The 24,383-nt window shown below is 65.0% G+C and carries 20 protein-coding genes, 3 tRNA genes and 1 other annotated feature; of the genes, 14 read left to right on the top strand and 9 right to left on the bottom strand.

Annotated features, from left to right (window positions below):
- Positions 1–26: 26 nt before the first annotated feature.
- Together QO014_RS19580 and QO014_RS19575 are read right to left on the bottom strand one after the other, a co-directional pair.
- Complete coding sequence (locus QO014_RS19580; RefSeq protein WP_266350443.1) at positions 27–428, bottom strand: VOC family protein; 402 nt, start codon at positions 426–428, stop codon at positions 27–29.
- 23 nt (positions 429–451) lie between these two features.
- Positions 452–1,465, bottom strand: coding sequence for an RgsD C-terminal domain-containing protein (locus tag QO014_RS19575; RefSeq protein ID WP_266350442.1), 1,014 nt, complete (start codon positions 1,463–1,465; stop codon positions 452–454).
- A 248-nt stretch (positions 1,466–1,713) separates the two neighbouring features.
- Here QO014_RS19575 and QO014_RS19570 point away from each other — a divergent pair, with 248 nt between their 5' ends.
- Complete coding sequence (locus QO014_RS19570) at positions 1,714–2,292, top strand: nitroreductase family protein (protein WP_266350441.1); 579 nt, start codon at positions 1,714–1,716, stop codon at positions 2,290–2,292.
- A gap of 79 nt (positions 2,293–2,371) precedes the next feature.
- Here the strand turns inward: QO014_RS19570 and QO014_RS19565 are convergent, their stop codons facing one another.
- On the bottom strand, positions 2,372–3,154 hold the full coding sequence (locus QO014_RS19565; protein WP_266350847.1) for an NAD kinase: 783 nt from the start codon (positions 3,152–3,154) through the stop codon (positions 2,372–2,374).
- A gap of 101 nt (positions 3,155–3,255) precedes the next feature.
- Entirely contained in the window at positions 3,256–3,951 is a 696-nt protein-coding gene (locus QO014_RS19560; protein ID WP_266350440.1) for a fumarylacetoacetate hydrolase family protein, read from the bottom strand.
- Between the two features lie 190 nt (positions 3,952–4,141).
- Here QO014_RS19560 and purU point away from each other — a divergent pair, with 190 nt between their 5' ends.
- Together purU and folD are read left to right on the top strand one after the other, a co-directional pair.
- On the top strand, positions 4,142–5,002 hold the full coding sequence (purU, locus tag QO014_RS19555) for a formyltetrahydrofolate deformylase (RefSeq protein ID WP_266350439.1): 861 nt from the start codon (positions 4,142–4,144) through the stop codon (positions 5,000–5,002).
- Complete coding sequence (folD, locus tag QO014_RS19550; RefSeq protein WP_266350438.1) at positions 4,974–5,903, top strand: bifunctional methylenetetrahydrofolate dehydrogenase/methenyltetrahydrofolate cyclohydrolase FolD; 930 nt, start codon at positions 4,974–4,976, stop codon at positions 5,901–5,903. Before purU ends, folD begins: the two co-directional genes overlap by 29 nt.
- 34 nt (positions 5,904–5,937) lie before the next feature.
- Here folD and QO014_RS19545 read toward each other — a convergent pair whose 3' ends face one another.
- Positions 5,938–6,858 carry a DMT family transporter gene (locus QO014_RS19545; RefSeq protein WP_266350437.1) on the bottom strand — a complete coding sequence of 307 codons (921 nt, stop codon included), beginning with the start codon at positions 6,856–6,858 and terminating at the stop codon, positions 5,938–5,940.
- A 308-nt stretch (positions 6,859–7,166) separates the two neighbouring features.
- Between QO014_RS19545 and QO014_RS19540 the strand changes: the two genes are divergently transcribed.
- The 6 genes from QO014_RS19540 (at position 7,167) to QO014_RS19515 (ending at position 17,398) form a co-directional block, all read left to right on the top strand.
- Positions 7,167–7,574: an HIT domain-containing protein gene (locus tag QO014_RS19540; protein WP_266350436.1), complete on the top strand. Its 408-nt coding sequence runs from the start codon at positions 7,167–7,169 to the stop codon at positions 7,572–7,574.
- 386 nt (positions 7,575–7,960) lie between these two features.
- Positions 7,961–8,914, top strand: a complete 954-nt coding sequence (gene bcsN / locus QO014_RS19535; RefSeq protein WP_266350435.1) for a cellulose biosynthesis protein BcsN — start codon at positions 7,961–7,963, stop codon at positions 8,912–8,914.
- Between the two features lie 210 nt (positions 8,915–9,124).
- Complete coding sequence (gene bcsA, locus QO014_RS19530) at positions 9,125–11,323, top strand: UDP-forming cellulose synthase catalytic subunit (protein WP_266350434.1); 2,199 nt, start codon at positions 9,125–9,127, stop codon at positions 11,321–11,323.
- Positions 11,320–13,950, top strand: a complete 2,631-nt coding sequence (locus QO014_RS19525) for a cellulose biosynthesis cyclic di-GMP-binding regulatory protein BcsB (protein ID WP_266350433.1) — start codon at positions 11,320–11,322, stop codon at positions 13,948–13,950. The genes bcsA and QO014_RS19525 overlap by 4 nt, the downstream gene beginning before the upstream one ends.
- 50 nt (positions 13,951–14,000) lie before the next feature.
- Positions 14,001–15,020, top strand: a complete 1,020-nt coding sequence (locus QO014_RS19520; RefSeq protein ID WP_370877186.1) for a family 8 glycosyl hydrolase — start codon at positions 14,001–14,003, stop codon at positions 15,018–15,020.
- Positions 15,011–17,398, top strand: coding sequence for a tetratricopeptide repeat protein (locus tag QO014_RS19515; protein ID WP_266350431.1), 2,388 nt, complete (start codon positions 15,011–15,013; stop codon positions 17,396–17,398). Before QO014_RS19520 ends, QO014_RS19515 begins: the two co-directional genes overlap by 10 nt.
- A gap of 25 nt (positions 17,399–17,423) precedes the next feature.
- Here QO014_RS19515 and QO014_RS19510 read toward each other — a convergent pair whose 3' ends face one another.
- Positions 17,424–17,777: a hypothetical protein gene (locus tag QO014_RS19510; RefSeq protein ID WP_266350430.1), complete on the bottom strand. Its 354-nt coding sequence runs from the start codon at positions 17,775–17,777 to the stop codon at positions 17,424–17,426.
- 442 nt (positions 17,778–18,219) lie between these two features.
- Between QO014_RS19510 and QO014_RS19505 the strand changes: the two genes are divergently transcribed.
- Together QO014_RS19505 and QO014_RS19500 are read left to right on the top strand one after the other, a co-directional pair.
- Positions 18,220–19,032 carry a bestrophin-like domain gene (locus QO014_RS19505; protein WP_442358278.1) on the top strand — a complete coding sequence of 271 codons (813 nt, stop codon included), beginning with the start codon at positions 18,220–18,222 and terminating at the stop codon, positions 19,030–19,032.
- A 636-nt stretch (positions 19,033–19,668) separates the two neighbouring features.
- A complete protein-coding gene (locus tag QO014_RS19500) occupies positions 19,669–20,145 on the top strand; it encodes a DUF992 domain-containing protein (RefSeq protein ID WP_266350428.1) in 477 nt (158 codons plus the stop codon).
- Between the two features lie 85 nt (positions 20,146–20,230).
- Here the strand turns inward: QO014_RS19500 and QO014_RS19495 are convergent, their stop codons facing one another.
- The 3 genes from QO014_RS19495 to QO014_RS19485 all read right to left on the bottom strand — a co-directional run bounded on the left by QO014_RS19495 (position 20,231) and on the right by QO014_RS19485 (position 23,011).
- Positions 20,231–21,703 (bottom strand): SulP family inorganic anion transporter, encoded by a 1,473-nt coding sequence (locus QO014_RS19495; RefSeq protein WP_266350427.1) that lies wholly within the window; start codon positions 21,701–21,703, stop codon positions 20,231–20,233.
- Positions 21,704–21,772: 69 nt separating this feature from the next.
- Positions 21,773–21,828 (bottom strand) — a sequence feature (sul1 is cis-regulatory element that is thought to sense ions involved in sulfur or methionine metabolism; They are found in Alphaproteobacteria).
- A 130-nt stretch (positions 21,829–21,958) separates the two neighbouring features.
- Positions 21,959–22,033, bottom strand: a tRNA-Thr gene (locus QO014_RS19490).
- Positions 22,034–22,180: 147 nt separating this feature from the next.
- Positions 22,181–23,011 carry a TrmH family RNA methyltransferase gene (locus tag QO014_RS19485; protein WP_266350426.1) on the bottom strand — a complete coding sequence of 277 codons (831 nt, stop codon included), beginning with the start codon at positions 23,009–23,011 and terminating at the stop codon, positions 22,181–22,183.
- A gap of 192 nt (positions 23,012–23,203) precedes the next feature.
- Between QO014_RS19485 and QO014_RS19480 the strand changes: the two genes are divergently transcribed.
- The 3 genes from QO014_RS19480 to tuf form a co-directional block, all read left to right on the top strand.
- A tRNA-Tyr gene (locus QO014_RS19480) sits at positions 23,204–23,288 on the top strand.
- 20 nt (positions 23,289–23,308) lie between these two features.
- Positions 23,309–23,382: transfer RNA gene (locus QO014_RS19475), tRNA-Gly, on the top strand.
- Positions 23,383–23,489: 107 nt separating this feature from the next.
- Positions 23,490–24,383, top strand: an 894-nt coding sequence (gene tuf / locus QO014_RS19470; protein WP_266350425.1) for an elongation factor Tu, incomplete at its 3' end; no start/stop codon positions are given.

Below are 24,383 nucleotides of genomic sequence, written 5' to 3'. Positions count from 1 at the left end.
GGCGCCGCCGCGATGCGGCGGCGCTTTCACGCGTGATCGTTGATCTCGATCCAGTATCCGTTCGGATCCTGGATGAACACCATGCGGAAGCCGTCAGGGCGCATGTGCACCTTGCCGGCCTCGCCGGCGAAATCCTGGAATGCCAGACCCGAGGCGCGAAAATGCTCGATCGTCTCGTCGAAATTGCGGGCGGCCAGCGCGAAGTGATTTGAACGCTTGATGCCGACGCCGGCCATATCGCCCTGCGACAGGTGCAGGTGCCGGCCGTCACCCAGGCTGAACCAGCGCACCGTTGCCCGGCCCATATCATTGGGCACTTCCTGCAGGCCGAGCACGTCGCGGTAGAAATCACCGCTCTCGGCGATGTCCCGCACGAGAAGCGCGATATGGTCGAAGCCGAGGATCGGCCGCCTGATCGTCTGCGCCATTATGGTTCCGACTCCCCCGGGTCTTAGTTCGCGAGCACTTCGACTTCGCGATTGCGGCCGGATTCGACGGTGAAGTTGCGCTCGTGGATCTTGTTGTCGTGCTTGGCGACCGCCGTATATTCGCCGATGGCGAGCACGACGTCCGGGAACGCGCCGACGCTGTCGAAGACGCTGTCGCCGCCGGGGGTCATGACCGACCATGAAGTGTTGGCCAGCGCCTCGCCGCCATCCTCCGAGACCAGTTTCAGCGTGATGCGCGCCGCCTTCTGGAACAGCGAGGCCTCGGTCAGCTTGCCCGCCTCGACCTTGATGTCGGCGCGGACCACCGCATTGGCGTCGCCATAGCGGCAGACGACGTGATAGGTGCCGGCATTGAGGCGAACCATCGTGTCGGCATTGACGTCGGTGGCGATGGCGTTCTGTTCGCTATTGTTCTGCTCGCCGCCGGGATAGATGTCGAACTCGACCTCCTTGGCCGGCAGCATCTGGTCCTTGCCGACGATCGCCGAGAGCTTGAGCCCGCCGGCATTGAGAACGAGCGTATCGCTCTGCCCGTCGCCATTGACGACGATGCGCTTCGAGACGCCCGCGCGGCCATAGGCGGCGTGGACCAGATAATTGCCGGGCTTCAGCGGCACATGGACAGTGCCGCCATTGATCTCGTTGACCAGCGGCAGCTTGCCGTCGCTGCCGGGCGCGTCGGCGAAGATGCGCCAGACGACGCCCGTCGGCAGCAGCGCGCCGGCATCGGTCAGCTTCGCTTCGAGCGTGAAGCCGTTCTGCGGCTTGGCCTTGGCGGCCCCGGCCGGATGCTCGCTGACGCCGGGCTTCAGCAGAGCAGCGGGGTCGACGACATGGTCGGGCAGGAGCGGGGCGAGCGACAGCGGATCGGACGGCGCGGCGCCATCGGGGATGTCGGCGGGCGGCGTCGGCGCGTTCTGGCCGAAGGCGGGCAGGGCGCCCACGATCACGAAGAGGAGCGCGGCGGCATTCCAGCACAGCCAGCGGCCCAGGCTATCCAGCCGCTCAGTGAGCAAGGTTCGCTCCCATTGGTCTTCCGAACCTCCAGCCGACGATGCGCCACCAAGGCGACCTTAATAATTCCGAGGCTCTCTTGAGCCCGATCACGGTGGCGATTTCAAGACCCTGTTGCAGCATGGCGACGACCACTGACCGGGGTTGAAATGGGCGGCGATTCGTCCGATGTCAGGGACGGCGTCGCGCGCCACACGCCTCGGCCGACTATTCTCCCAACCGATCCGTTTTGGCCAGACCCTTGGACATCATGACAGATACGCTCGATCTTCTGAAGACACGCCGCTCGATCCCTGCCGTCAACATCGTCGAACCTGGTCCGAGTGATGCGCAGATCGAGGAATTGCTGACCATCGCGGCCCGCGTTCCCGACCATGGCAAGCTGGTGCCGTGGCGCTTCATCCTGTTCCGCGGCGATTCGCGCCGTCTGGCTGGCGAGGCGACGGCCGCGCTGATGCAGCGCCAGCGGCCCGATATCGATCCGAAATTCATCGAATTTGAGCGCAATCGCTTCACGCGATCCCCGCTCGTGATCGCGGTCGTCAGCCGCACCGTTCCCGATCACCCGAAGATCAAGGAATGGGAACAGGTGCTTTCGGCCGGCGCGGTTGCGATGAACCTGATGGTCGCGGCGAATGCGATGGGCTTTTCCACCCAGTGGATCACCGAATGGGTGAGCTATGATCCGGAGGCGCGCCACATTTTGGGGCTTTCGGACAGCGAGCGGCTCGCAGGCCTGATCCATATCGGCACGCGCGACATACCGCCCTTCGAGCGGCCGCGGCCCAACCTCGCCGATATCGTCACCGACTGGAAGCCGGTCGCGTAGCCGGCGCCGTCCATCGTCTCTCCCGCGCAGCGGGGGAGACGGGCGCGGGCGCTTCCAGGACGCCTACCTTCCAAGACGCCTAATAGCGGAATTGTTCCGCCAGGATGCGGTCGTCCCAGCTATGGCCGGGATCGAACAGGATCAGGGCCCGGGCGCGCCGATCCTGCTTCACCGAAATCTGCAGCACGGATTTGATCTCGGTGTGGTCCGCGACGGCGTTTACCGGACGCTTGCCCGGCTCCAGCACCTCGATCTTGACCGTGATGCGGTCGGGCAGCAGCGCGCCACGCCAGAGGCGCGGTCGGAAGGCACTGATCGGCGTCAGCGCCAGCAGCGGGGCATGGATCGGCAGGATCGGCCCATGCGCGGAGAGATTATAGGCGGTCGAGCCGGCCGGGGTCGCGACGAGTATGCCGTCGCCGCTCAGTTCCTCGAGCCGGACCTGATCGTCGATCGAAATGCGCAGCTTGGCCGTCTGGTAGGATTGGCGGAAGAGCGAGACCTCGTTGATCGCATAGGCGCGGTGCTCGTTGCCGGCCACGTCGAGTGCGTCCATGCGCAACGGGTAGAGCGTCGTGGCTAGGGCGGCCGCGAGGCGCTCATGCAGCGCCTCCTCGCGAAACTCGTTCATGAGGAACCCGACCGAGCCCCGATTCATGCCGTAGATCGGGCGGCCCGAATTCATGAAGCGGTGCAGCGTCTGCAGCATGAAGCCGTCGCCGCCCAGCGCGACGATCACGTCCGCCGCCTCGGGGTCGACCGTGTCATAGAGTTCGCAGAGCCGATCGCAGGCGGCGCAGGCCTCCGGCGTCGCGCTCGCGATGAACGCGATCGCCCGGCGCTTGTTGGGATCGATCGCCATCATCGTTCTCTTCCTTTCGGCGGTTCGCCCGAAGCCCGCCCGCATGCCTGTGCTAGAGGCGCACTATACATGCGGTGCGTTGCCAAATCGTGTCGCCGCAATCAGACGATCGGGACGCTGAGTTCGCCGAGGCCGGCGATCGAGGCGACCACGATGTCGCCGCGAACGAGCCCGCCGACGCCGGCCGGCGTTCCCGTGAAGATCAGATCGCCGGGCGCGAGCACGAACCAGCGCGAGAGATGGGCGATGATCTCCGGCACCGACCAGATCATGTCGGCGAGGTCTCCCTCCTGGCGGACCGCGCCATTGACGGTCGCGGTCAGCAGGCCGGAATCGGGATGGCCGATCGCGGCCGCCGTATGGATCGGGCCGGTGGGCGCCGAGGCGGCGAAGGCCTTGGAGGTGGCCCAGGGCCGGGCCAGTTTCTTCGCCTCGGCCTGCACGTCGCGCCGCGTCAGGTCGAGCCCGATCGCATAGCCGAAGACATGGTCGAGCGCGGCCTCGGCCGGAATGTCGCTGCCGCCCTCACCGAGCGCCACGACGAGTTCGACCTCGTGATGCAGATCCTCGGTCAGCGGCGGGTAGGGTACGGGCACGCCCGGCTCAACGATGTCGTCCGGGTTCTTCAGGAAGAAGAAGGGCGGCTCACGATCGGGATCATGGCCCATTTCGCGGGCATGGGCCGCATAGTTGCGGCCGACGCAATAGATGCGGTGGATGGGAAAGCGGGCTTCCGATCCCTGGATCGGCAGCGAGGAGATGGGGGCGGGGGGAATCGCATAGTGCGGTTCGGACATGACGGCCTTCTTGGTTTTACTGGCCGCACTCTTTCTGCTTGGCGCTGCGGGCGCAAGTCTCGTTTCGCGCGGCGCCGGGCCGTATCCGGCCTTGGCTGCAGTTGGCAGTTGCGGTGGGCGCTTGCGGGCGTTAGGGATCGCGCCCTGAAGGCCTTTTCTATTTTCGCAGTCGATCTAGGGCAGTTGCAACATGCCGGTGGAACCCGCACGCTTCGTTCTCACTCTGTCGTGCGAAGATCGTCGAGGTATCGTCGCCGCGGTGGCGAACTGCATCGCCTCGCAGGACTGCAACATTGTCGAGAGCGCCCAATATGGCGATCCCGATAGTGGCCGTTTCTTCATGCGCGTCGCCTTCGCCGCGCCCGCATCAACCACCGTCGAGAGCTTCTCGCGCGGCTTCCTGCCCGTCGCGACGGGCTACAATTTCGTCTGGGAATTGCACGATCTCGCGGTCAAGCCGCGCGTGATGATTCTCGTCTCCAAGATGGGCCATTGCCTGAACGATCTGCTCTATCGCAATTCGATCGGGCAATTGCCGATGGAACTCGCCTCCGTCGTCTCCAATCACGAGACGATGCGCCGCCGCGTCGAGGCCGAGGGGCTGCCCTACCACTATCTGCCCGTTGTCGCCGACGACAAGGAAGGGCAGGAGCGCCGGCTTCTCGATCTGATCGAAGCCGAGCGGATCGATCTCGTTGTCCTCGCGCGCTACATGCAGGTGCTTTCGAGCGACCTGTCGAAGCGGCTCGCCGGCCGCGTGATCAACATCCATCACTCGTTCCTGCCGAGCTTCAAGGGCGCCAAGCCCTATCACCGGGCGCATGAGCGCGGCGTGAAGCTGATCGGCGCCACGGCGCATTACGTCACGGCGGAACTCGACGAAGGCCCGATCATCGAACAGGATGTCGGCCGCGTCGATCACTCCATGTCGGCGGAAGAGCTCATTGCGATCGGCCGCGACATCGAGAACGCTGTTCTCGCGCGCGCCATCAAGTTCCACCTCGAACATCGGGTGCTCCTCAATGGCACACGCACCGTCATCTTCCGCTAAGGCGGCCGCCATCATCGACGGCAAGGCCGTAGCGGCCGACATCACGGCCCGGGTCGCGGCCGGCACTGCCGAACTGGTCGCGGCCGGCGCCTTGCCGCCCGGCCTCGCCGTCGTGCTCGTCGGCGAGGACGCCGCGAGCCAGGTCTATGTCGGCGCGAAGGGCAAGAAGGCGAGCGAGCTCGGCTTCCATTCCGTCCAGCATACGCTGCCCGTCGATACCTCGCAGGCCGACCTGCTCGCCTTGGTGGCGACGCTCAATCGCGATCCCGCCATTCATGGCATCCTGGTGCAATTGCCGCTGCCGGCTCATATCGACACGACCGCCGTGATCGAGGCGATCGAGCCTGCCAAGGATGTCGACGGCTTCCATCCGATCAATGTCGGTCGCCTCGCCATCGGCGAGCGCGACCGCGCGCTCGTCTCCTGCACGCCCGCCGGCTGCCTCGTGCTGATCAAGCGCGTTCTGGGCGATAATCTCTCGGGCAAGGACGCGCTGGTCATCGGCCGTTCCAACATTGTCGGCAAGCCGATGGCGCAATTGCTGCTGCAGGAGAGCTGCACGGTCACGATCGCCCATTCGCGCAGCCGCGACCTGCCGGCGCTGGCCGCCCGGGCCGACATTCTGGTCGCAGCCGTCGGCCGTCCGGAAATGGTGCGCGGCGACTGGATCAAGCCCGGCGCCGTCGTCATCGATGTCGGCATGAACCGCATTCCGGCGCCGGAGCGCGGCGCGGGCAAGACGCGCCTTGTCGGCGATGTCGCCTATGCGGAAGCTGCGGCGCATGCCTCCGCGATCACGCCGGTTCCCGGTGGTGTCGGGCCGATGACGATCGCCATGCTAATGGCGAACACGCTGGTCGCCGCCTGCCGCGCTGCCGGTCGTCCCGCGCCGACCTTCTAGGAAATCGTTGGGTGGCGGCGCTCGGTGCGCCGCCTCACGCGCCTTTGGCGGCGAGGCGTGACATGCGGCTGCGCTTGCGCTCGCGGTGCATGATGTAGAGCCCGCTCGAAATCACGATCATCGCGCCAAACACGACGAACGGGTCGACTGCGGTTCCAAACAGCAGCAGGCCATAGATGATCGCCCAGATCATCATGGAATATTGCATGGGCGCGATGACCGAGGCCGGCGCCAGCGAGAGCGAGCGCACGACGAAGAACTGGCCGCTGCCCATGAGCAGGCCGCCGCAGGCGAAGAGCAGCATGTCCTGCGGGCTCGGCAGGCGGAAGGTCATGATCATGCCGGGCAGACCAACGACGATCAGGCCCGTGATCACGGCCATCACCATGACCGCGTGGCGCTCCTCGCGTGCGATTCGCCGCATGACGAGCACGGTGAAGGCGCCGATGATCGAGGCCATGAGGGCGGCCGCATGGCCGAGATGCAGCGTGGCGAAGCCCGGACGCACCATCACGATGACGCCGACGAGACCGAGAATCACGGCACCCCAGCGATGAAGGCCGACACGCTCGCCGAGGATCGGGATCGACAGGATCGTGACCAGGATCGGCGTGCAGAAGAAGATCGAATAGGTCTCGGCCAGCGGCAATTGCGAGAAGGCGAAGAAGCCGAACACGGTTCCCGTGCCGGCCAGCAGGCCGCGCAGGAACACGAGGCGCGGATGCTGGACCCGAATCTGGCGCCAGTCGCCGTCCCGGATCACCATGATGATCAGCGGAACCAGCGCGAAGACGGCCTGCGTCACGACGAGCTGAAAGACGGAATATCGCCCCGACAGCGTTTTGACGATGGCGTCGCTGGTGGCGAACATCAGGTTGCCGACCAGCGAAACGGAGAGGCCGAGCAGAATGCGCTCTGCCTGGTCGCCGCTCGGCGCTTGCGCGATGGCGGTCACGGGCGCGGGCTCCCGTGTATGGAGACGCGCATCCGCGACAGGGCGGCAAATACGCGCGGGACGGCTGTGATCGGCACGACGACCTCGGTCGGCAGGGGAGGTGCAGCGCCCCGGCGAAAGAAAACCGCAGGCGCAGCAATTATCAGACAAGACCCGCACTATGGCGCGGTCAAGGCAGAATTCGGCGTAAGCCGCGTCACAAGCGGAGCGTGTGGCACCAATGCCGCGCATGGGGCGCGAGCGACCGGCCATTGCGGCTCCGCAGCGATACGGCGAGGATCAGCCGGCACGATTCGAGGAGCGCCCGTGTGACTGAAACCTTCGCCCTTGCGGCGCCGATCGAGAACGACAGCATCTTCCTGACCGACTGGACGCTGTGCCAGGTCCGCCTGATGGATGATTCGCGCTATCCATGGCTGTTGCTGCTGCCGCGCCGGCCGGGCCTCGTCGAGTGGACGGAACTCGACGCCGCCGATCTCGCGACGCTCGCATTGGAAATCCGCCGCGCCGGGAATGCACTGGGAGCGGCCGCCCCCTTCGACAAGCTCAATGTCGCGGCCCTCGGCAATATCGTGCGGCAGATGCATGTCCATGTCGTCGGGCGCAGCGTTGGCGATCCCGCCTGGCCGGGGCCCGTCTGGGGGCATGGCGCGCGTCTGCCTTATGGCACGATCGAGCGCGATCATCTCGTCGCCCGCCTCACGCCGCATCTCTGACAGTCGCAAGTTTTATTCCGTCGCGGTAATGCCCCGCCAGTATTCGGCCCGGCACCCCTCCGGGTCGGCGGGATGATCTGCGTCGTTTTGCCGACGCAGGAATATCGCTGTTGCGGCATGGACTTGGCGCCGCGTCGCCAGGGTGAAACTGTGCGGCCGTAACGCGATGTTAACCATAGATCGCCGACTGTGGCGCTGGGTAGACAGGCGGTTCCAACACCACGACAAGTCTCGCCGAAACGCCGCGCCAAGGGTCTTTCGGCACCTCCAGTCCACCATGTTCCATTGAGGCGTCGGCCGATGCCGCGCCGGACGCCCGGGTTTTTCGGGCGCTCGGCGGCTCGCGCCATTAACCATGAAATGTACTGCGGCCGATGCGCGTCGAAATGATCAGTCCCCGTCACGACGATCGGCGCCAGCCTCGGCGGGAAGGGGCGCGGCGCCTGTCGCGGCTTTCGCTTCTCGCCTGCATGGCGGCCTCGATCGCGCTGGCGGGCTGTGCCGGCCGCCGCTCCGATATCCAGACCGGTTCGATAGCGGCGCGGGTCGAGCCTGATCGCGCCATGGTCGACATGCCGCCGGGCGGCCCGGCTGTGATCGGCGTCGTCGAGCGGCGCTACACCAATTCCACCGCGCAGGAGATCGTGCTCGCCAACCGTTCGCATACGGCCGGCCAGAACGTGCTCACCATCACCATGTTCGGCCCGGTGCTGCAGACCACCGGCCCCTATAAGGAGATGCCGAACCAGCCGCTGGCCGCGCTCAATATTGGCCAGGAGATGAAATGGGCGCTCTGGGGCATCCCGATGAGCGTCTCGCCCTATTACGCCCAGAACAAATATGGTTCGTTCGGCTTTGCGACCGGCCACACCAAGACAGGCGATACCTGCCTGTTCGCCTGGCAGCGCATTCGCGCGCCCGATCTCGATCCGACGCTGATCAGCCATCAGGGCACGATTTCGATCCGCCTCCGCCTCTGCGAGACCGGCGCCACCGAATCCGCGCTGCTCGACGTGATGAACGGCTTCACGATCAATTCCTATTTCCTGACGCCTGGATGGAATCCGTTCGGCGAGGCGCCGCCCCCGCCGCCGAATGTCGGCGTGACCGGCGCATCCGTCATTCCGCCGCCCTCGGTGGTCAGTACTGCTGTGCCCAAGGCCCCCGTCGTGCGCCGCGTCGCGCCGGTCGCGGCAGCCGAGACGTTGGATGATCCGCTGGTGCTCGGCCCCGATATCGTTCCTTCGCCGACGCTGACCCCGTCGACCGGCGTGGTGCCCTATCCCGACGCCGTGCCACGGCAGTACGGCGATTACGCATCCGTTCCGCCGCCATCCTGAGCCCAGAAAAATATTGCAGCGCGATAGATTCATTGTGGATCGAGAGAAGTTGTTCACCGCAGCATGAGAAGAGATGGGGGTGCGCATGAAGCAAAGGGGGCTTTGCCGGCGCACTTCTTGGATTGCTGAAGATTACCGATGGCCGAGCGGTCGGCGCATCGCCGGTTCGTCAATGATGCGGCCCGGAAGCTGGATCGGAATGAGGGTGACATGACGCGCATCGCGATTGCGGTTCTGTGGGGGATATCGGCCCTGGCGGTGATCATCCTGATCACGCTGCCGATCAACCTGCAGGCCCATCTGGTCGCGGGCGCGACGGTCGTCGGCGTGATGATCCTGCTCAAGCTCTTCACGCGCGAGGGCGTCTGGCGCCAGATCGCGCTGGCGCTCGGCACCTCGATCGTGCTGCGCTATGCCTATTGGCGCACGACGAGCACGCTGCCGCCGATCAACGAGCCGGAGAACTTCATTCCCGGCGTGCTGGTCTACATCGCCGAAATGTACAGCATTTTCATGCTGTTCCTGAGCCTTTTCGTAGTGATGCGGCCGATGGCGCCGCGCTCGCTGAAGGTCGAATCGAACGCGCCAGACCTGCCTTCTGTCGATGTGTTCGTGCCGACCTACAATGAGGAGGCCGAGCTGCTCGCTACGACGCTCGCGGCAGCCAAGGCGATGGACTACCCGGCCGACAAGCTGACGGTATGGCTGCTCGATGACGGCGGCACCATCCAGAAGCGCCATTCCGACAATCTGCAGACCGCCCATGAGGCCGAGGAGCGCTATGTCGCGCTGCAGAAGCTCGCCGCCGATCTCGATTGCCGCTACCTGACGCGCGAGCGCAACGAGCACGCCAAGGCTGGCAACATGAACAACGGCCTCGGCGTCTCCAAGGGTGACCTGATTGCGGTCTTCGATGCCGACCATGCGCCGGCGCGGGACTTCTTGAACTATACGGTTGGCTATTTCGCGCAGGACCCGAAGCTCTTCCTGGTGCAGACGCCGCACTTCTTTCTCAATCCCGATCCGGTCGAGCGCAATCTGCGCACCTTCGAGACCATGCCGTCCGAGAACGAGATGTTCTACGGCATCATCCAGCGCGGCCTGGACAAATGGGACGCGTCCTTCTTCTGCGGCTCGGCGGCCGTGCTGCGCCGCGAGGCGCTCGACCAGACCGGCGGCTTCTCGGGCGTCAGCATCACCGAAGATGCCGAAACGGCGCTCGAGTTGCACGCGACCGGCTGGCACAGCGTCTATGTCGATCGTCCGCTGATCGCGGGCCTGCAGCCGGCGACGTTCACCTCCTTCATCGGTCAGCGCAGCCGCTGGGCGCAAGGCATGATGCAGATTCTGCGCTTCCGCTTTCCGCCGCTGAAGCGCGGTCTCTCGATCCCGCAGCGCCTCTGCTACATGTCGAGCACGCTGTTCTGGTTCTTCCCGCTGACGCGCTGGGTCTTCCTGCTCGCGCCGCTCTGCTACCTGTTCTTCAATCTCGAGATCTTCACGGCCTCGGGCGCGGAATTCCTCGCCTACACCTCGTCCTACATGCTCGTGAACCTGATGATGCAGAACTACCTCTATGGCCGCTTCCGCTGGCCATGGATTTCCGAACTCTATGAATACGTGCAGTCGGTCTATCTGCTGCCGGCGCTGATCTCCGTGATCCTCAATCCGAGCAAGCCGACCTTCAAGGTCACGGCCAAGAACGAGTCGCTCGACGAAGCGCGCATCTCCGAACTGGCGCGGCCCTTCTACATCATCTTCTTCCTGCTGGTCGCCGGCTTGATCATGACGGTCTGGCGCATCTATTCCGAGCCGTACAAAACCGATGTGGCGCTCGTGGTGGGCGGCTGGAACCTGCTCAACCTGCTGATCGCCGGCTGCGCGCTCGGCGTTGTGTCGGAGCGGCAGGAGAGCCGGCAAAGCCGCCGCGTCAGCGTCAAGCGCCGCTGCGACCTGCTGATCGGCGACAGGGTCTTCCCGGCGACGATCGAGGATGCCTCCGTCGGCGGCGCCCGGATCAATGCCACCGGGCTGACCGCGCAGGACGTTCATCGCGGCATGATTTGCGCCATTCGCTACAAGACCAACGTCCCGATCCTGCGCAACGAACTGCCGATCAGCGTCCGCACCGTGGCGGGTGGGACCGGCGGACTGATGCTCGGCTGCCGCTATGATCCGACGATCGCCGATCACTACCGGCTGATCTCGGACCTGGTCTTTTCCAGCTCCGACCTCTGGTACAAGTTCCTGTGGTCGCGCCGCGTCAATATCGGCATCCTGCGCGGCACGATCTGGTTCGTCGGGCTGGCGCTCTACCAGACCGGCCGCGGCCTCGGCTATCTCACCAAGATCATTCGTCGTTCGCCGTCCAAGACGGCGGCACCTGTCGCTGGAAAGAGCGGCGCATGATCGGTTTTCCGCGCCTTCTCCCCGCTGCACTGATCGTCATCGGCGCGACCTGTCTCGCGGCTGCGCAGACCGGGCAGCCATTCGACATGAGCACGGAGCGCGGCAACATGCCGATCCAGCCGTCGCCCGTGTCGCCGTCGATCGCGCCAGCGCCGGCGCCCTTTGGGACTGGAGTCGCCCCGCTGCGTCCGTCCACGGCCGTGAACCCGCTGCCGCCCCCCGTCGCCGTCAATCCGCTGCCGGCGCCAATGGTGAACAGCCAGCCTGCTCCCCCGGTCGCGGTGTCGCCGCTGCCGACGCCGGTGGCGCCCGTACCGGCACCTGTCACCGCGCCAGCCCCGGCCCTGCAGACGCCCGCGCCCGTAGCGCCCGTAGCGCCGGCCTTCTTCGCGGCATCGGCCAACCGTCGCTACATCATTCCGCAGGCCGCGCTCCGCTTCCAGGGCGAGATCGACCAGCGCGCCTGGACCATCACGCTTTCGAACGAGCAGGCCGGCCGTTCCGCGCGGATTGACGTCAGCTACAAGAACGCCATCGTCGTCATGCCCGAGGCCTCGCGCCTGCGCGTGCTGCTCAACGATCAGCCGGTGCTCGAGACGGCGCTTGCGTCGTCGGACAGCTTCAGGACGGTCAGCGCGGCGATCCCGGCAGGCTTGACGCTGGCCGGCGCCAATATGCTGCGCTTCCAGATCTCGCAGCGCCATCGCACGGATTGCTCGATCGCGTCGACTTTCGAACTCTGGACCGATATCGACCCGGCCGGCACGACATTGACCTTCGACGGCGATCTCGCTCCGCCCGTCCTGCGCCAGCTCGATGATGTCGCCGCCGTCGGCTATGACGCCAAGGGCGTAACCTCGATCCACATGATCGTGCCGACGCGCAATCAGGCCGCCGTCGCGGCGCCGATCCTGAAGCTCAGCCAGATCATCGGCATGGTCGGAGCGTTCCCCAACCCGCGCGTGACCATCAGCGACAGCGCAGGTGAACCGGACGGTCCCGGAACACTGACCGTGCTCGTCGGGACAGCTTCCGAAATCCAGCCCTTCACCTCGGCGCCGATCAACGAAGCGTCGCCGCTCGCGCCGATCGACTTCATCGACGATCCCGCGATCGGGGCCAATGTCATGGTGGTGTCGGCCGGAAGCTGGAGCCAGATCGAAGCGACGATCGATGCGCTGGCAAAGACGGTCAATCGGCCCGTCGGCATAGCGCGCAAGACGCTCGACACGGCGAGCTGGTTCGCGCCGGAGGTTCGGTATTTCCGGGCAGCCGAAACCGTGCGCCTGTCTGATGTCGGCGTCCCGACGCAGGAATTCTCCGGCCGCCGGTTCCGCACCAGCTTCGGCGTCGGCATTCCGTCCGACTTCTATGCCTCGGCCTATGGCGAAGCGACGCTGTTGCTCGACGCGGCCTATACGGCGGCCGTGCTGCCGGCGAGCCATATCGACATCTATGTCAACGACCAGATCGCGGCGACGACACGCATCGTCACGCATGGCGGCATCTTCCGCCATCTGCCGATCCAGATCCCGCTTCGTCATTTCCATCCCGGCGTCAACCGGATCACCATCGAGGCAATGCTCGACACGGCCGCGGATCAGGTCTGCGCGCCGGGAGGCTCGACGGCGGGCCCGGCGCGGTTCGTTCTGTTCGATACGACCGAATTCTCCATGCCGACCTTCGCGCGGATCGGGCAATTGCCCAATCTCGCCGCGCTTTCCGGAACGGCCTATCCCTACATGGTCGCGACCTCGCCGACGCCGCTGGTCCTCGCCGGTGCGGGCAGGGATACGATTTCCGCGGCCGCGACCTTCGTTAGCCGGCTGGCTATCCAGGGTGGCCGCATCATTTCATTCGTGCCCACCCAACTGACGGCTGTCGGCAATCAGTCCGCGATCATCATTGGTGCTGCGCCGCAGATTCCCGCCGGGCTGTTCAGCCAGATGGGCATATCCGAGGCGGCGCGGACGAGCTGGCGCGAGGATCTGCCACGTCCGGCCCAGATGTCGTTCTCGTCCACCTCCGGCGGCGGGACCGCCCCCGTGCCCGGCGGGATCGCCGATGCCGGCACGCCTGCGGACCTCGACAGTGAAAACACCGAGATCACCTTCAACAAGTGGAAGGATGAGCTTGCGGGCGGCGGCGGCTGGCGTGGGCAGATCACGGCCTTCGAGGACTGGATGCGACGCACCTTCGACATATCGTTCTCCGCCTTGCGGCTGGGACCAGCCGATAGCGTGATCTACGAGCCGCGGGCGAAGACGACCCTGATCCTCGCTCAGGCCGCGAGCCCGGATGGATCGGGGACGTGGACGCTTCTGACGGCCCCGAGCGAACGGCAACTCATGTCGGGGACACAGGCTATCGCCGGCGTCGAGACCTGGACCCAGGTCGGCGGCCAGATCAGCACCTTCACCGCCACGACCGGTCGGATTGAGAATCAGTTGCCGGCGCGCACGGAGTTCATCGTGACGCAGCCGCTCTCGTTCCAGAATGTCCGCCTGATCGCGGCCAACTGGCTCTCCAGCAACATCATCTTCTATGCCATCGGCCTCATGGTGCTCTGCCTTGCGCTGGGCGGCATGACGTCATTGCTGCTGCGCCGCCTCGGGAGGCCGTCGTGAGCCCGCGCTTCGCCCGCCTGTTGCTGATCGCCTGCTTCGTCCTTTCCGGCATGGTCATGACCCGTGAACCCCGCGCGGCTGAACTGACGATCCGCGGCACGATCAGCCAGGCGGCCTGGCAGGTCTATTGCGAGCGTTTCCTGGATCCGAGCGGTCGCATCATTGACGACGCCAATGGCAATATCAGCCATACGGAAGGGCAGGGCTACGGCTTGCTGCTCGCGCTCGCTGCCGATGATCGCGCCGGTTTCGAGCGGATCTGGACGTTCACGCAGACCGAAATGCTGCTGCGCAATGACGGCCTCGCGGTCTGGAAATGGCTGCCGACAACCCCGCATGTGCCTGACATCAACAATGCGAGCGATGGCGATCTCCTGATCGCCTATGCGCTTTCGCTGGCCGGCAAGGCATGGTCGGATGATCGCTACACGCAGGCGGCGACAGCGCTTGCCGAGGCGCTCGGCAAGGCGACCGTGATCGACGAGCGTGGCGAGAGCCTGCTTCTCCCGGGGGCTTCGGGTTTCGCCACCAAGGATCGTGCCGACGGCCCGGTCATCAATCTGTCCTACTGGATCTTCGAGGCGCTGCCGGTCATGCAGCAGCTCGCGCCGGATACGGACTGGCAGGCGCTCGCGCGCTCCGGTCTCGATCTTCTCGCCAGCGCCCGCTTCGGCGATGCCGGCCTGCCGTCCGAATGGATCTCCCTTCATGGCGGCAAGGCGAAGCCCGCTGCCGGTTTCGATCCGGTCTTCGGCTACAACGCGCTGCGCATTCCCTTCTATCTCGTCCGCGCCGGCATCGATAATCCCGACCTGCTCGCGCCCTTCTCGGCCGCCTGGGCCGGGGCGGGCGTCAATGGCCTGCCGATCATCAACGTGATGACCAACCAGATCGATGAGCGGCTGACCGATGCGGGCTACAGGATGCTACCGGCGCTTCTCGCCTGCGTGCGCAGTGGCACGAAGATCCCCAGCGAACTGAAATCCTTCACCCCGACGCATTACTACCCGTCGACGCTCTATCTCCTGTCGATCTCCTATCTTGCAGAAAGGCACGCCGAATGCCTGTGAGGCGCGCTTTCATCGGCCTCGGCTCGATCGCGATCGTCGCGCTGACCAGCGCGGCGGCGCTCCGCATCGGCTATGGCCCGTCGGGCGATATGGGACTGACCGCCCAGGCCAGCGAGCGGACATTGGCGGGTGCATCGGCAGATCTCATCAGCCTCGGCGGGCAGGACGTTTCCGCAAGGCAATGGCCGCCTGTAGATACCATCCAGATGGCGCAGGCGACGGCGGTTCCGCCGGTGCAGATGCCGCCTCCGGCTGCGGCACCGCTGCCGCCCGCCGCGCCCTTGGTGACCGAGACGCAGCCGGCGAACGGCACACCGGCCAGTTCCCCGGCGCCGCCCGTGACCGAGGTCAGTCCCACGCCCGGCACGGCGACTGATCCGAACGCGGTTGACGAGACAGCGTTGCGCTATTTTGCGCGGCAGGGCGATACGCGTCGCCTGAATGCCGAGATCGGCCGTCTGCGCGCGCTCTATCCCGACTGGTATCCGCCGGACAACCTGACACAGCCGAAGCCGATCGCCGATCCGCTGCTGGATCAGATGTGGAAGTATTACAGCGATGGCCAGTACGCCGCGGCGCGAGGGGCGATCGCCGATCGACTGGCGCATGATCCGCAATGGAAGCCGCCGGCTGACCTGCTGGCGCGGCTCGATATCGGGGAAGCGCGCGAGCGGCTCGTCAACGCCTCCAACGCGCAGCAATGGGATACGGTCGTCTCGATTGCCGCCGCAACACCCAGCCTTCTGACCTGCGCCGATGTCGATGTGCTCTGGCGCTTGTCGGAGGCCTTCGCGAAGTCCGATCGCTCGTCCCGCGCGCGTGATGTTGGCACCTATGTCCTGTCGAACTGCGTCGATCCGAAGGAACGGCTCGCGACGGTCCAGAAAGCCATGACCTATCTGAAGGATGGCGAACTGGACGACCTGCTCAAGCTCGAGCGCGTGGGCGCAGACGGGCAGGGCGAGTTTGCCCCGGTGAAGGGCGATCTGGCGCGCAAGCGCGTCGGCGCCGCGGCCGCCGATCCGAAGCAGAAGGCGACGCCGGCCGACCTGGCGCTTCTGGCGCAGATCGCACAGAACGCCACCGTCGCGGACGATGCCGTGCTGCTCGGCGGCTACTGGTTCGCCCATGGTGATCCGGCTCAGGCCGCCAAATGGTATGAACTTGCCAAGACCCGAGCCGATACACCGGAGATCGCGCGTGGCTATGCCTATGCGCTCAACCAGTTGAAGCGCCCGGCCGATGGCGAGGCGGCGGCCTATCAATGGCGCGACGACAGTCCGGAGAACAAGCAGGCCTATCTCGTGGTGGCGACGGCGCTGCTCTCGCTCGATCCGCCGGCCAAGATCGAGCCGGACGTGCTGGCGCGCATGGCCAAGGCGATCAGCGAGGCGCGCTTTCCGCAAGGCGCGCAGGAACTCGGCTGGTACGCCTACAATATCGGTCAGACGCTCACGGCCGCGCGCTGGTTCACGGCAGCGCTCACCTGGGATCCGAACAACGAGCCATCGGCCTTCGGCCTGGCGCTCGCCTATAACCGGCTCGGCAACAAGGCCGCATTCCAGAAGGTCGTGAAGGTGTGGGGACCGCGCTCGGAGCGGATCGCCCGGCTCGCCGATCCACGCGCCGCGGCACAGGGACGCCGCTCGTCGGCGGACGATCTGCCCTTGCCGCCAAGCATCGAGAATCCAGGCCAGCCGGTCCGTCAGGCCGCGTCGACCGGGCAGGATACGCTGGTACCCTCGATCGATCCGATCTCGTCGGAGATCGGGCCGGGCGAGGCTGCTGTCGCCGTCGATCCCGTACCCGCCTCCGCCCGCGTGGTCCGCACCTCGGCGACGCGGGGCAGCAATGGCGGTGGCGGCGGGGCCTGCAATGGCAGCCAGCCGGCGGGCCAACTGTCGGCGTCGGCCGCCCTGGCTCGTGGCTGGTGCATGCTCAATCTCAATCGCTCGATCGAGGCGGTCGATGCGTTCGAGACGGCGTTGCAGAAGGGGGACGCGAAGATGCGCCAGGATGCCGCCTATGGCAAAACCCTGGCCAATCTGCAGGCTGGATTGACGGACGCAGCGGCAGTTTCGGCCGCGGCTGCATCGCAGCCCGCGGCGCGCAGCACCGAAATGCGCGTCGCGATCCTCTCGCAGCGCGCCATAGCCGCCTATAACGACAATCGCTTCGTCGAGACGCTGATGTATCTCAACGAACTGTCGCAACTGGCGCCCGAGCAGAACGACCGCCTGATGATGCGCGGCTGGAGCTACTTCCATCTCCGCCGCTTCCAGGAAGCCAAGCAGATCTTCGTCGCAGTGGCCGGCACCGGCTCGCACGAGGCGGCGAAGGCTCTGGCGGCACTGGCCGAGACGACGAAGCCGCGCTAGGCGGCCTCGTCCTCCTCCTCCGGCGTCAGAGATTGAATTTCGTCATCAGCAGCGCGATCGCCACGTAGGACAAGATCGATACGACATACGCCAGGCCGGCGAAGACGATCGACAGGCTGCGTGGACGTCGCCACTCCGCACGTCGGTGATACAGGCGCCGAAAATAGAGCGCACCGACAGGCGCCAGCAGGACGATGGCGAACCACACCAGACCGCCAAGGGCCTTGGGAGCCGCCAGATTGCCCTTCAACGCCAGCGGTGCCACAATGGGCAATGCCCAAATCGCCACGGCGATCAGAGGCAATGACACCAGCACGGCGCCATAGACAAATGGACCTGAGCGCCATTTCGGCCCTTCGGGCTGTGATGGCGTACTCATGAATTTCTCGCAAGATCGTTCAAATCAAACCCCCGTCCACCGCCCCCCTCAGAACGGTTCACGCCAACCAAACGACATGCCAATATGTCGGAGCCCCTCCAATGCGCCGGCACTTCGCAGGTGCAGCAAATAATAAATTGCGGGCAATGACAAGTTGAGGAAGGCGCTTCTGCTGATCCATGCTGAAATTTTCGTTATTTTGAACGAATATTTCGTGGTCCAATCGGGCAGGGATGGCGGTCGGGATTCAGGGTGCCGGTTCGGTATTGGATCAATAGGCCTAGATCGGTATGGTATATCGTTGGAATGGTGGGCCGCTCACGAAATAGTTTACTGTAATGCCGTTGCGTAAGATTGAGCATGTCAAAGCATATTGGCTTGATATATTTATTCGGATGCCGGCGCTAATGCTCGGTCTCGAACGGCGCTTTCGGTGAATTGGATGGTTCTTTCATCATTTTGGCTGTCGCCCGCCTGGGTCGGTCTCATCGTGTTCGTTTGTATTTCAAGCGGGGCGATGGCTGGGCTCTGGTTGGCCCGCGTCCTTCCGGGCCATCACCTGAGCAGCGAATCGCGCGAGACCGTGAAACTCGCCATCGGCACTGTCGCCACTTTGGCCGCGCTGATCCTGGGCTTGCTGATCGCGTCGGCCAAGGGCGGCTATGACTTAAAGGACCACGAATATCGCGCGGCCATGGCCAATCTCGTGCTGCTCGATCGCGTGCTGAGGCAGTACGGCCCCGAAGCCGACGAGGCGCGGACGATTTTGAAGAATTCAGTGGTCGCGCTCGCCAATCGCCAGGGCCGAACGATCAATGTGAAGACCGTCTGGACGGATCTCAGCGCGTCGTCCAATATCGAGAAGATCCAGAATATCCTGCGCGGGTTGACGCCGGCTTCGGACGGGGAGAAATGGCTTCAGGGCCGCGCGCTTGAATTGACCGGCGATATTGCCCAGTCGCGCTGGCTGCTGGTCGAGCAGAGCGGGAGCGCGCTGCAGACGCCATTCCTCATCATATTGATCTTCTGGCTGGTGGTCATCTTCGTGAGCTTCGGCATGTTCGCGCCGCGAAACGCGACGGTCATCGTCGCCTTCATGCTCTGCTCGCTGTCGGTCGCCAGCGCGGTGTTCCTGCTCATGGAACTCGACCAGCCCTTTGGCGGGCTCATTCACATTTCCGAGGCGCCGCTTCGCGAGGCCGTCGAGCTTCTCACCATGGATGCGCCACACGGCGACGCCTCGACGGCGCCATGAACGGAAACGGCCCGCTGCGTTCCGGGAACGCAGCGGGCCGGTTGCTCAGCGGCAGATGACGTCGGGCGTCGCGCCGGAACCAACGGAGTTGCAGGCGCCGGAATAATCACTGTTTCCGCCACCGCCACTCGACTGGCAACCCGCAAGCGCCAATGTCGACAAAACCGCGATAAACAAGAATTTCAAGATCAGTCTCCCCATAATGTAGGTCACAGGTTAGGCTTGTTCTCGATCTGATGTCCAGTCGTTGAGCCTGATCAAGTTTAAGCATTGGTTTCGACATCACGGCGGACGGCGAGCCGGCTTACTCACAGTCCTGATCGCGATTGAGCGGGCCGTTTCGTGGATCGCTTGTTCCGCGCATGGGCATGCGATGGCGGCTGCGGCCGCGCTCCCTGACGTGAGTCGGGGCCATCTGCCGGACTTGCCGGGATGAGGGACCGCCCAGGATCAAGTCGTGACGGATCCCGCTGCTGCCTCACAATTGCCACGGTTTCGCCGCCTGACGCTGGTCCGTGTGGCGGCGATGGGCGCTACCATACCGTGAACTCTAATCGCAGTCCCTGACGTTCGAAGGCACGTGGAAGGGGCCCGGGCGGCCCGTTGGACGTCGGCAAATCTGGAACGAGGTCGATCATGTCGAAACTGTTGAACGTTGTCCTGGCCGGCGCTGTTGCGTTCACGGCGGCGCTGCCGCTGGCGTCCGTGGCGGAGGCCGCCGTCAAAACCGGAACGCTGACCTGCCATGTCGCACCCGGCATCGGCCTGCTCTTTGGATCTCGTCGCAGCCTGAACTGCGAGTTCCATTCGAGCCGTGGCAATGAACTCTATACTGGCCGTATCGACAGGATCGGCCTCGATGTCGGTATCACGCGCAACAGCACCATCGTATGGAGCGTTTTCGAGCCGACCCGGCGCCACGGCGACCTGTCCGGCCGCTACACGGGCGCCACCGCGCAGGCGACCGTCGGTGTCGGCCTCGGCGCCAATGTGCTGGTTGGCGGTGGCGATGGCAGCATCGCGCTGCAGCCGCTTTCGGTCACGACGCAGACCGGCCTCAATGTCGCTGCCGGCATCTCCTCGCTGCACCTGACGCGCAAGGCCGGGAAGTAATCTCGGCGCTTGCTGCCGCCAAGCCGATCTTTCGGCGCCGCGGCGGATTGGAGGCGCGGCACTGGACATGTGCCGCGCCGCTCATTCAAGCGACCGTATCGCCAAACATGGCCGAGCGGTCGAGGCGTTCGATCAGCGTCGCGCTCGCGGCGTTGAGGCCGAGGACCTCCGTCTGGGCGCCATGTGCCCTGAAGCGGTGCAGCACCTTTTCGAGTGCGGCGACTGCCGTGATGTCCCAGAAATGAGCCTGCGAGACGTCGACCAGCACATTCCTTCCGGCCGCCTCGGTCACGTCGAACGAATCGACGAAGGCATCCGCCGACGCGAAGAACACCTGGCCGGTCACGCGGTAGACCTGCCGGCCCGTCTCCGCCTCCGTCTCGGAGACGACATGGAGCAGGCTCGCGACCTTGAAGGCGAAGAACACGCCACTCAGCAGCACGCCCACTGTCACGCCCAGAGCGAGATTGGACGTAGTGACCGTGACGGCCACCGTCGCGATCATGACGATGCTCGACATGCGCGGATGAGCGACGAGGCTGCGCACCGACGACCAGTCGAAGGTATCGATCGAGACCATCACCATGATGGCGACCAGCGCGGCGACCGGGACCTGCGACGCCCATGGCTTCAGGAGCACCATCAGGACCAGCAGGAACACCCCGGCAAACAGCGTCGAGAGCCGCCCCCGGCCGCCATATTTCACGTTGCTGACCGTCTGCCCGATCATGCCGCAGCCGGCGATCCCGCCGAACAGGCTCGCCGCGAAATTGGCGAGGCCGAGCCCGGCGCTCTCGCGATTCTTCGAACTGGTCGTATTGGTCAGGTCATCGACGACGCCGGCGGTCATCAGTGATTCGAGCAGTCCGACCATGGCGATGGCCAAGGCAGGACCGGCGATGATGCCCAGCGTCTGGAGATTGAGCGGCACATCGGGCCAGGCGAAGATCGGCAGCGCATCCGGCAGCTTGCCGAGATCCGCCACCCTGTCTACCGGCAGATCGAAGGCAATGGATGCCACCGTGAGGATGACGATGCAGATCAGCGGCGAGGGGATCGCGGTCGTCACGCGCGGCGCCAGATAGATGATCGCCAGCCCGGCCGCGAGCACAGCATAGCTGACCCAGCCGCCGCCGATGATATGCGGCAATTGCGCCGCGAAGATCAGGATGGCGAGCGCGTTGACGAAGCCGGTGCGGACCGACTTCGACACGAAGCGCATCAGGACGCTCAGCCGCAGCAAACCGAACACGATCTGGATGACACCCGCCAGCAGCCCGGCGGCCAGGAGATAGGGGAGGCCGTGGGCATGGACGAGCGGGGCTGCGACCAGCGCGACGGAGCCCGCGGCTGCCGAGATCATGGCCGGCCGGCCGCCAGCGAAGGCGATCACGATGCTGATCACGAAGGAGGCGTACAGGCCAACCTGCGGGTCGACGCCGGCCGCGAAGGAGAAGGCGATCACTTCTGGGATCAGCGCGAAAGTAGCGACCGCTCCGGCAAGCATCTCCCGCGTGGGGCGGGTCAGCCATTCCTGGCGCGTGGAAGAGAGGTTCATGGATGAAACTCGAAGAGCACATAGCGGCCCGCCCCGGAAAAGGGGCTGAATGGGGCATCGAGGCTGGTGCGTGGTCCGGCGGATCGGCGGCCGGAAGAGCCACCCGGGATTTCACCGGGTCCGAACGAGTGATCGGAGTTTAGCGCTTGTTTTTGCTGCAGCGCAACACAGGCTGTTTGAGAGCCGCCTGCGCGCAGTGAACCCCGCCTGCTGAGCAAGGTAGAATCACTGCTTCGCAGCGATTGTCGGGGATGATGGTGCCGGCGGAGAGGATTGAACTCCCGACCTTCGGTTTACAAAACCGCTGCACTACCGCTGTGCTACGCCGGCCCGAGGAGGGGTTTAGTCAGGACCGGGGGGCGTGGTCAAGGTCGGAGCGGTGGAATTCAACGCCACGGACAGGCCTGCGCCACGAAGGCGGCGGGCAGACGAGGATGCCGACGCCGATCGTCCGGCATCCTCATTGCCGGATTGCACTCAGCCGAGGTGGCGGCGTGCGAGATAGAGTGACAGCACGGCCGCGTTGGAGACGTTGAGGCTCTTGATCGGGCCGGGCATGTCGAGCCGCGCGACGACATCGCATTTGTCGCGCGAGAGACGGCGGAGGCCCTTGCCCTCGGCGCCGAGCACCAGCGCGATCTTGTCGCCTCCCATCGAATCCTCGAGCACGGCCGTGCCTTCGCTGTCGAGGCCGATGCGCGTGAAGCCGAGTTCGCCCAGTTCTGTCAGCGCGCGGGCGAGGTTCGGCACCTCGACCATCGTGATCGATTCGAGCGCGCCCGAAGCGGCCTTGGCCAGCACGCCGGTTTCGGCGGGGGCATGGCGGCCGGTGGTCACCAGCGCCTCGGCGCCGAAGGCGACGGCCGAGCGGAGGATCGCGCCGACATTATGGGGATCCGTCACCTGGTCGAGTACGACGATGAGGCGCGCATGCTCGAGGGAATCGAGCGAGAGCGGCTCAAGCGGCGCGACCTGGACCGCGGCGCCCTGGTGCACGGCCTCGGAGCCGAGCAACTTGTCGAGATCGTGCGGGGTGATGTCTTCGAGTTCGTCGGGCAGCGTCGCGCCGTCGTCGCGCAGGCGCTGCGCCGCATTCAGCGTCACGAGGAGCCTCAACACCTTGCGGCGTGGGTTGGCGAGCACGGCGGCCACGGCATGAATGCCATATATCCACAGCTGATCCGGCGAACGATCGCCGGGGCTGTGCGGGCCTGAATGACGCGGCGCGCGGTTGTCGGGACGGTTCTTCCCGGGCCGATAATGGCCGGAATGCTTGGATCGCTTGGTCGGTCGGTTTTCTTCGCTCATCGCAGCCTTATAGGTGCGCGTGGGTCGCGGAGCAATCGTCCGACGAAGGTCCTGTGGAGCGCGGAAAGGAGAGCGCGATATGCGTTGACAGGGCAGGGCAACGTCGGCATAAGACGCGCCACGGAAAACCGGCGCCTCCGGCACGGGGTTCCGGATACTATCCTGATCGCTGAACGCTCTGCCGAAATGTCCGGAGGGGTGCCCGAGTGGTTAAAGGGGACGGACTGTAAATCCGTTGACTTAGTCTACGTTGGTTCGAATCCAACCCCCTCCACCATTTCGACTTTGCGTAAGCGTGCGGGTGTAGCTCAATGGTAGAGCAGCAGCCTTCCAAGCTGAATACCCGGGTTCGATTCCCGGTACCCGCTCCATCAACTGAGTTTTGAATTGCCGACGATAGAGACCGCCCATGGCGGCCTATCGCTTTGTAGTTTGAGCCGTCTGGCTCGTTAGAACGAGACGACAGGAAACCACGTCGATGGCTAAAGAGAAATTCGCGCGTACGAAGCCGCACTGCAACATTGGCACGATCGGCCATGTTGACCACGGCAAGACGTCGCTGACGGCGGCGATCACGAAGGTTTTGGCGAAGACGGGCGGCGCGACGTTCAAGGCGTACGACCAGATCGACGCGGCTCCTGAAGAGCGCGCCCGCGGCATCACGATCTCGACGGCGCACGTCGAATACGAGACGCAGAACCGCCACTACGCCCACGTCGACTGCCCCGGCCACGCCGACTATGTGAAGAACATGATCACCGGCGCGGCGCAGATGGACGGCGCGATCCTGGTCGTTTCGGCTGCCGACGGCCCGATGCCGCAGACCCGCGAGCACATCCTGCTCGCCCGTCAGGTCGGCGTTCCGGCGCTGGTCGTGTTTCTGAACAAGGTTGACCTGGTCGACGATCCGGAGCTTCTCGAGCTGGTCGAGCTCGAAGTCCGCGAGCTGCTGTCGTCCTACGACTATCCGGGCGACGACATTCCGATCGTCAAGGGCTCGGCGGTCGTCGCGCTCAATGACGGCGACGCCAAGCTCGGCGAGGACGCGATCCTCGAGCTGATGACGGCTGTCGACACCTATATCCCGCAGCCCGAGCGTCCGATTGACCAGCCCTTCCTGATGCCGATCGAGGACGTGTTCTCGATCTCGGGTCGTGGCACGGTGGTGACGGGTCGCGTCGAGCGCGGCATCGTCAAGGTCGGCGAGGAAGTCGAGATCATCGGCATCCGTCCGACGGTCAAGTCGACGGTTACGGGCGTCGAGATGTTCCGCAAGCTGCTCGATCAGGGCCAGGCTGGCGACAATATCGGTGCTCTGCTGCGCGGTATCGACCGTGAAGGCGTCGAGCGCGGTCAGGTTCTGTGCAAGCCC

The sequence above is a fragment of the Kaistia dalseonensis genome (assembly GCF_030814715.1).
Taxonomy (GTDB): Bacteria; Pseudomonadota; Alphaproteobacteria; order Rhizobiales; family Kaistiaceae; genus Kaistia; species Kaistia dalseonensis.
Note: the sequence above shows the minus strand (reverse complement) of the source record. Positions and strands in the feature narration are given on the sequence as shown.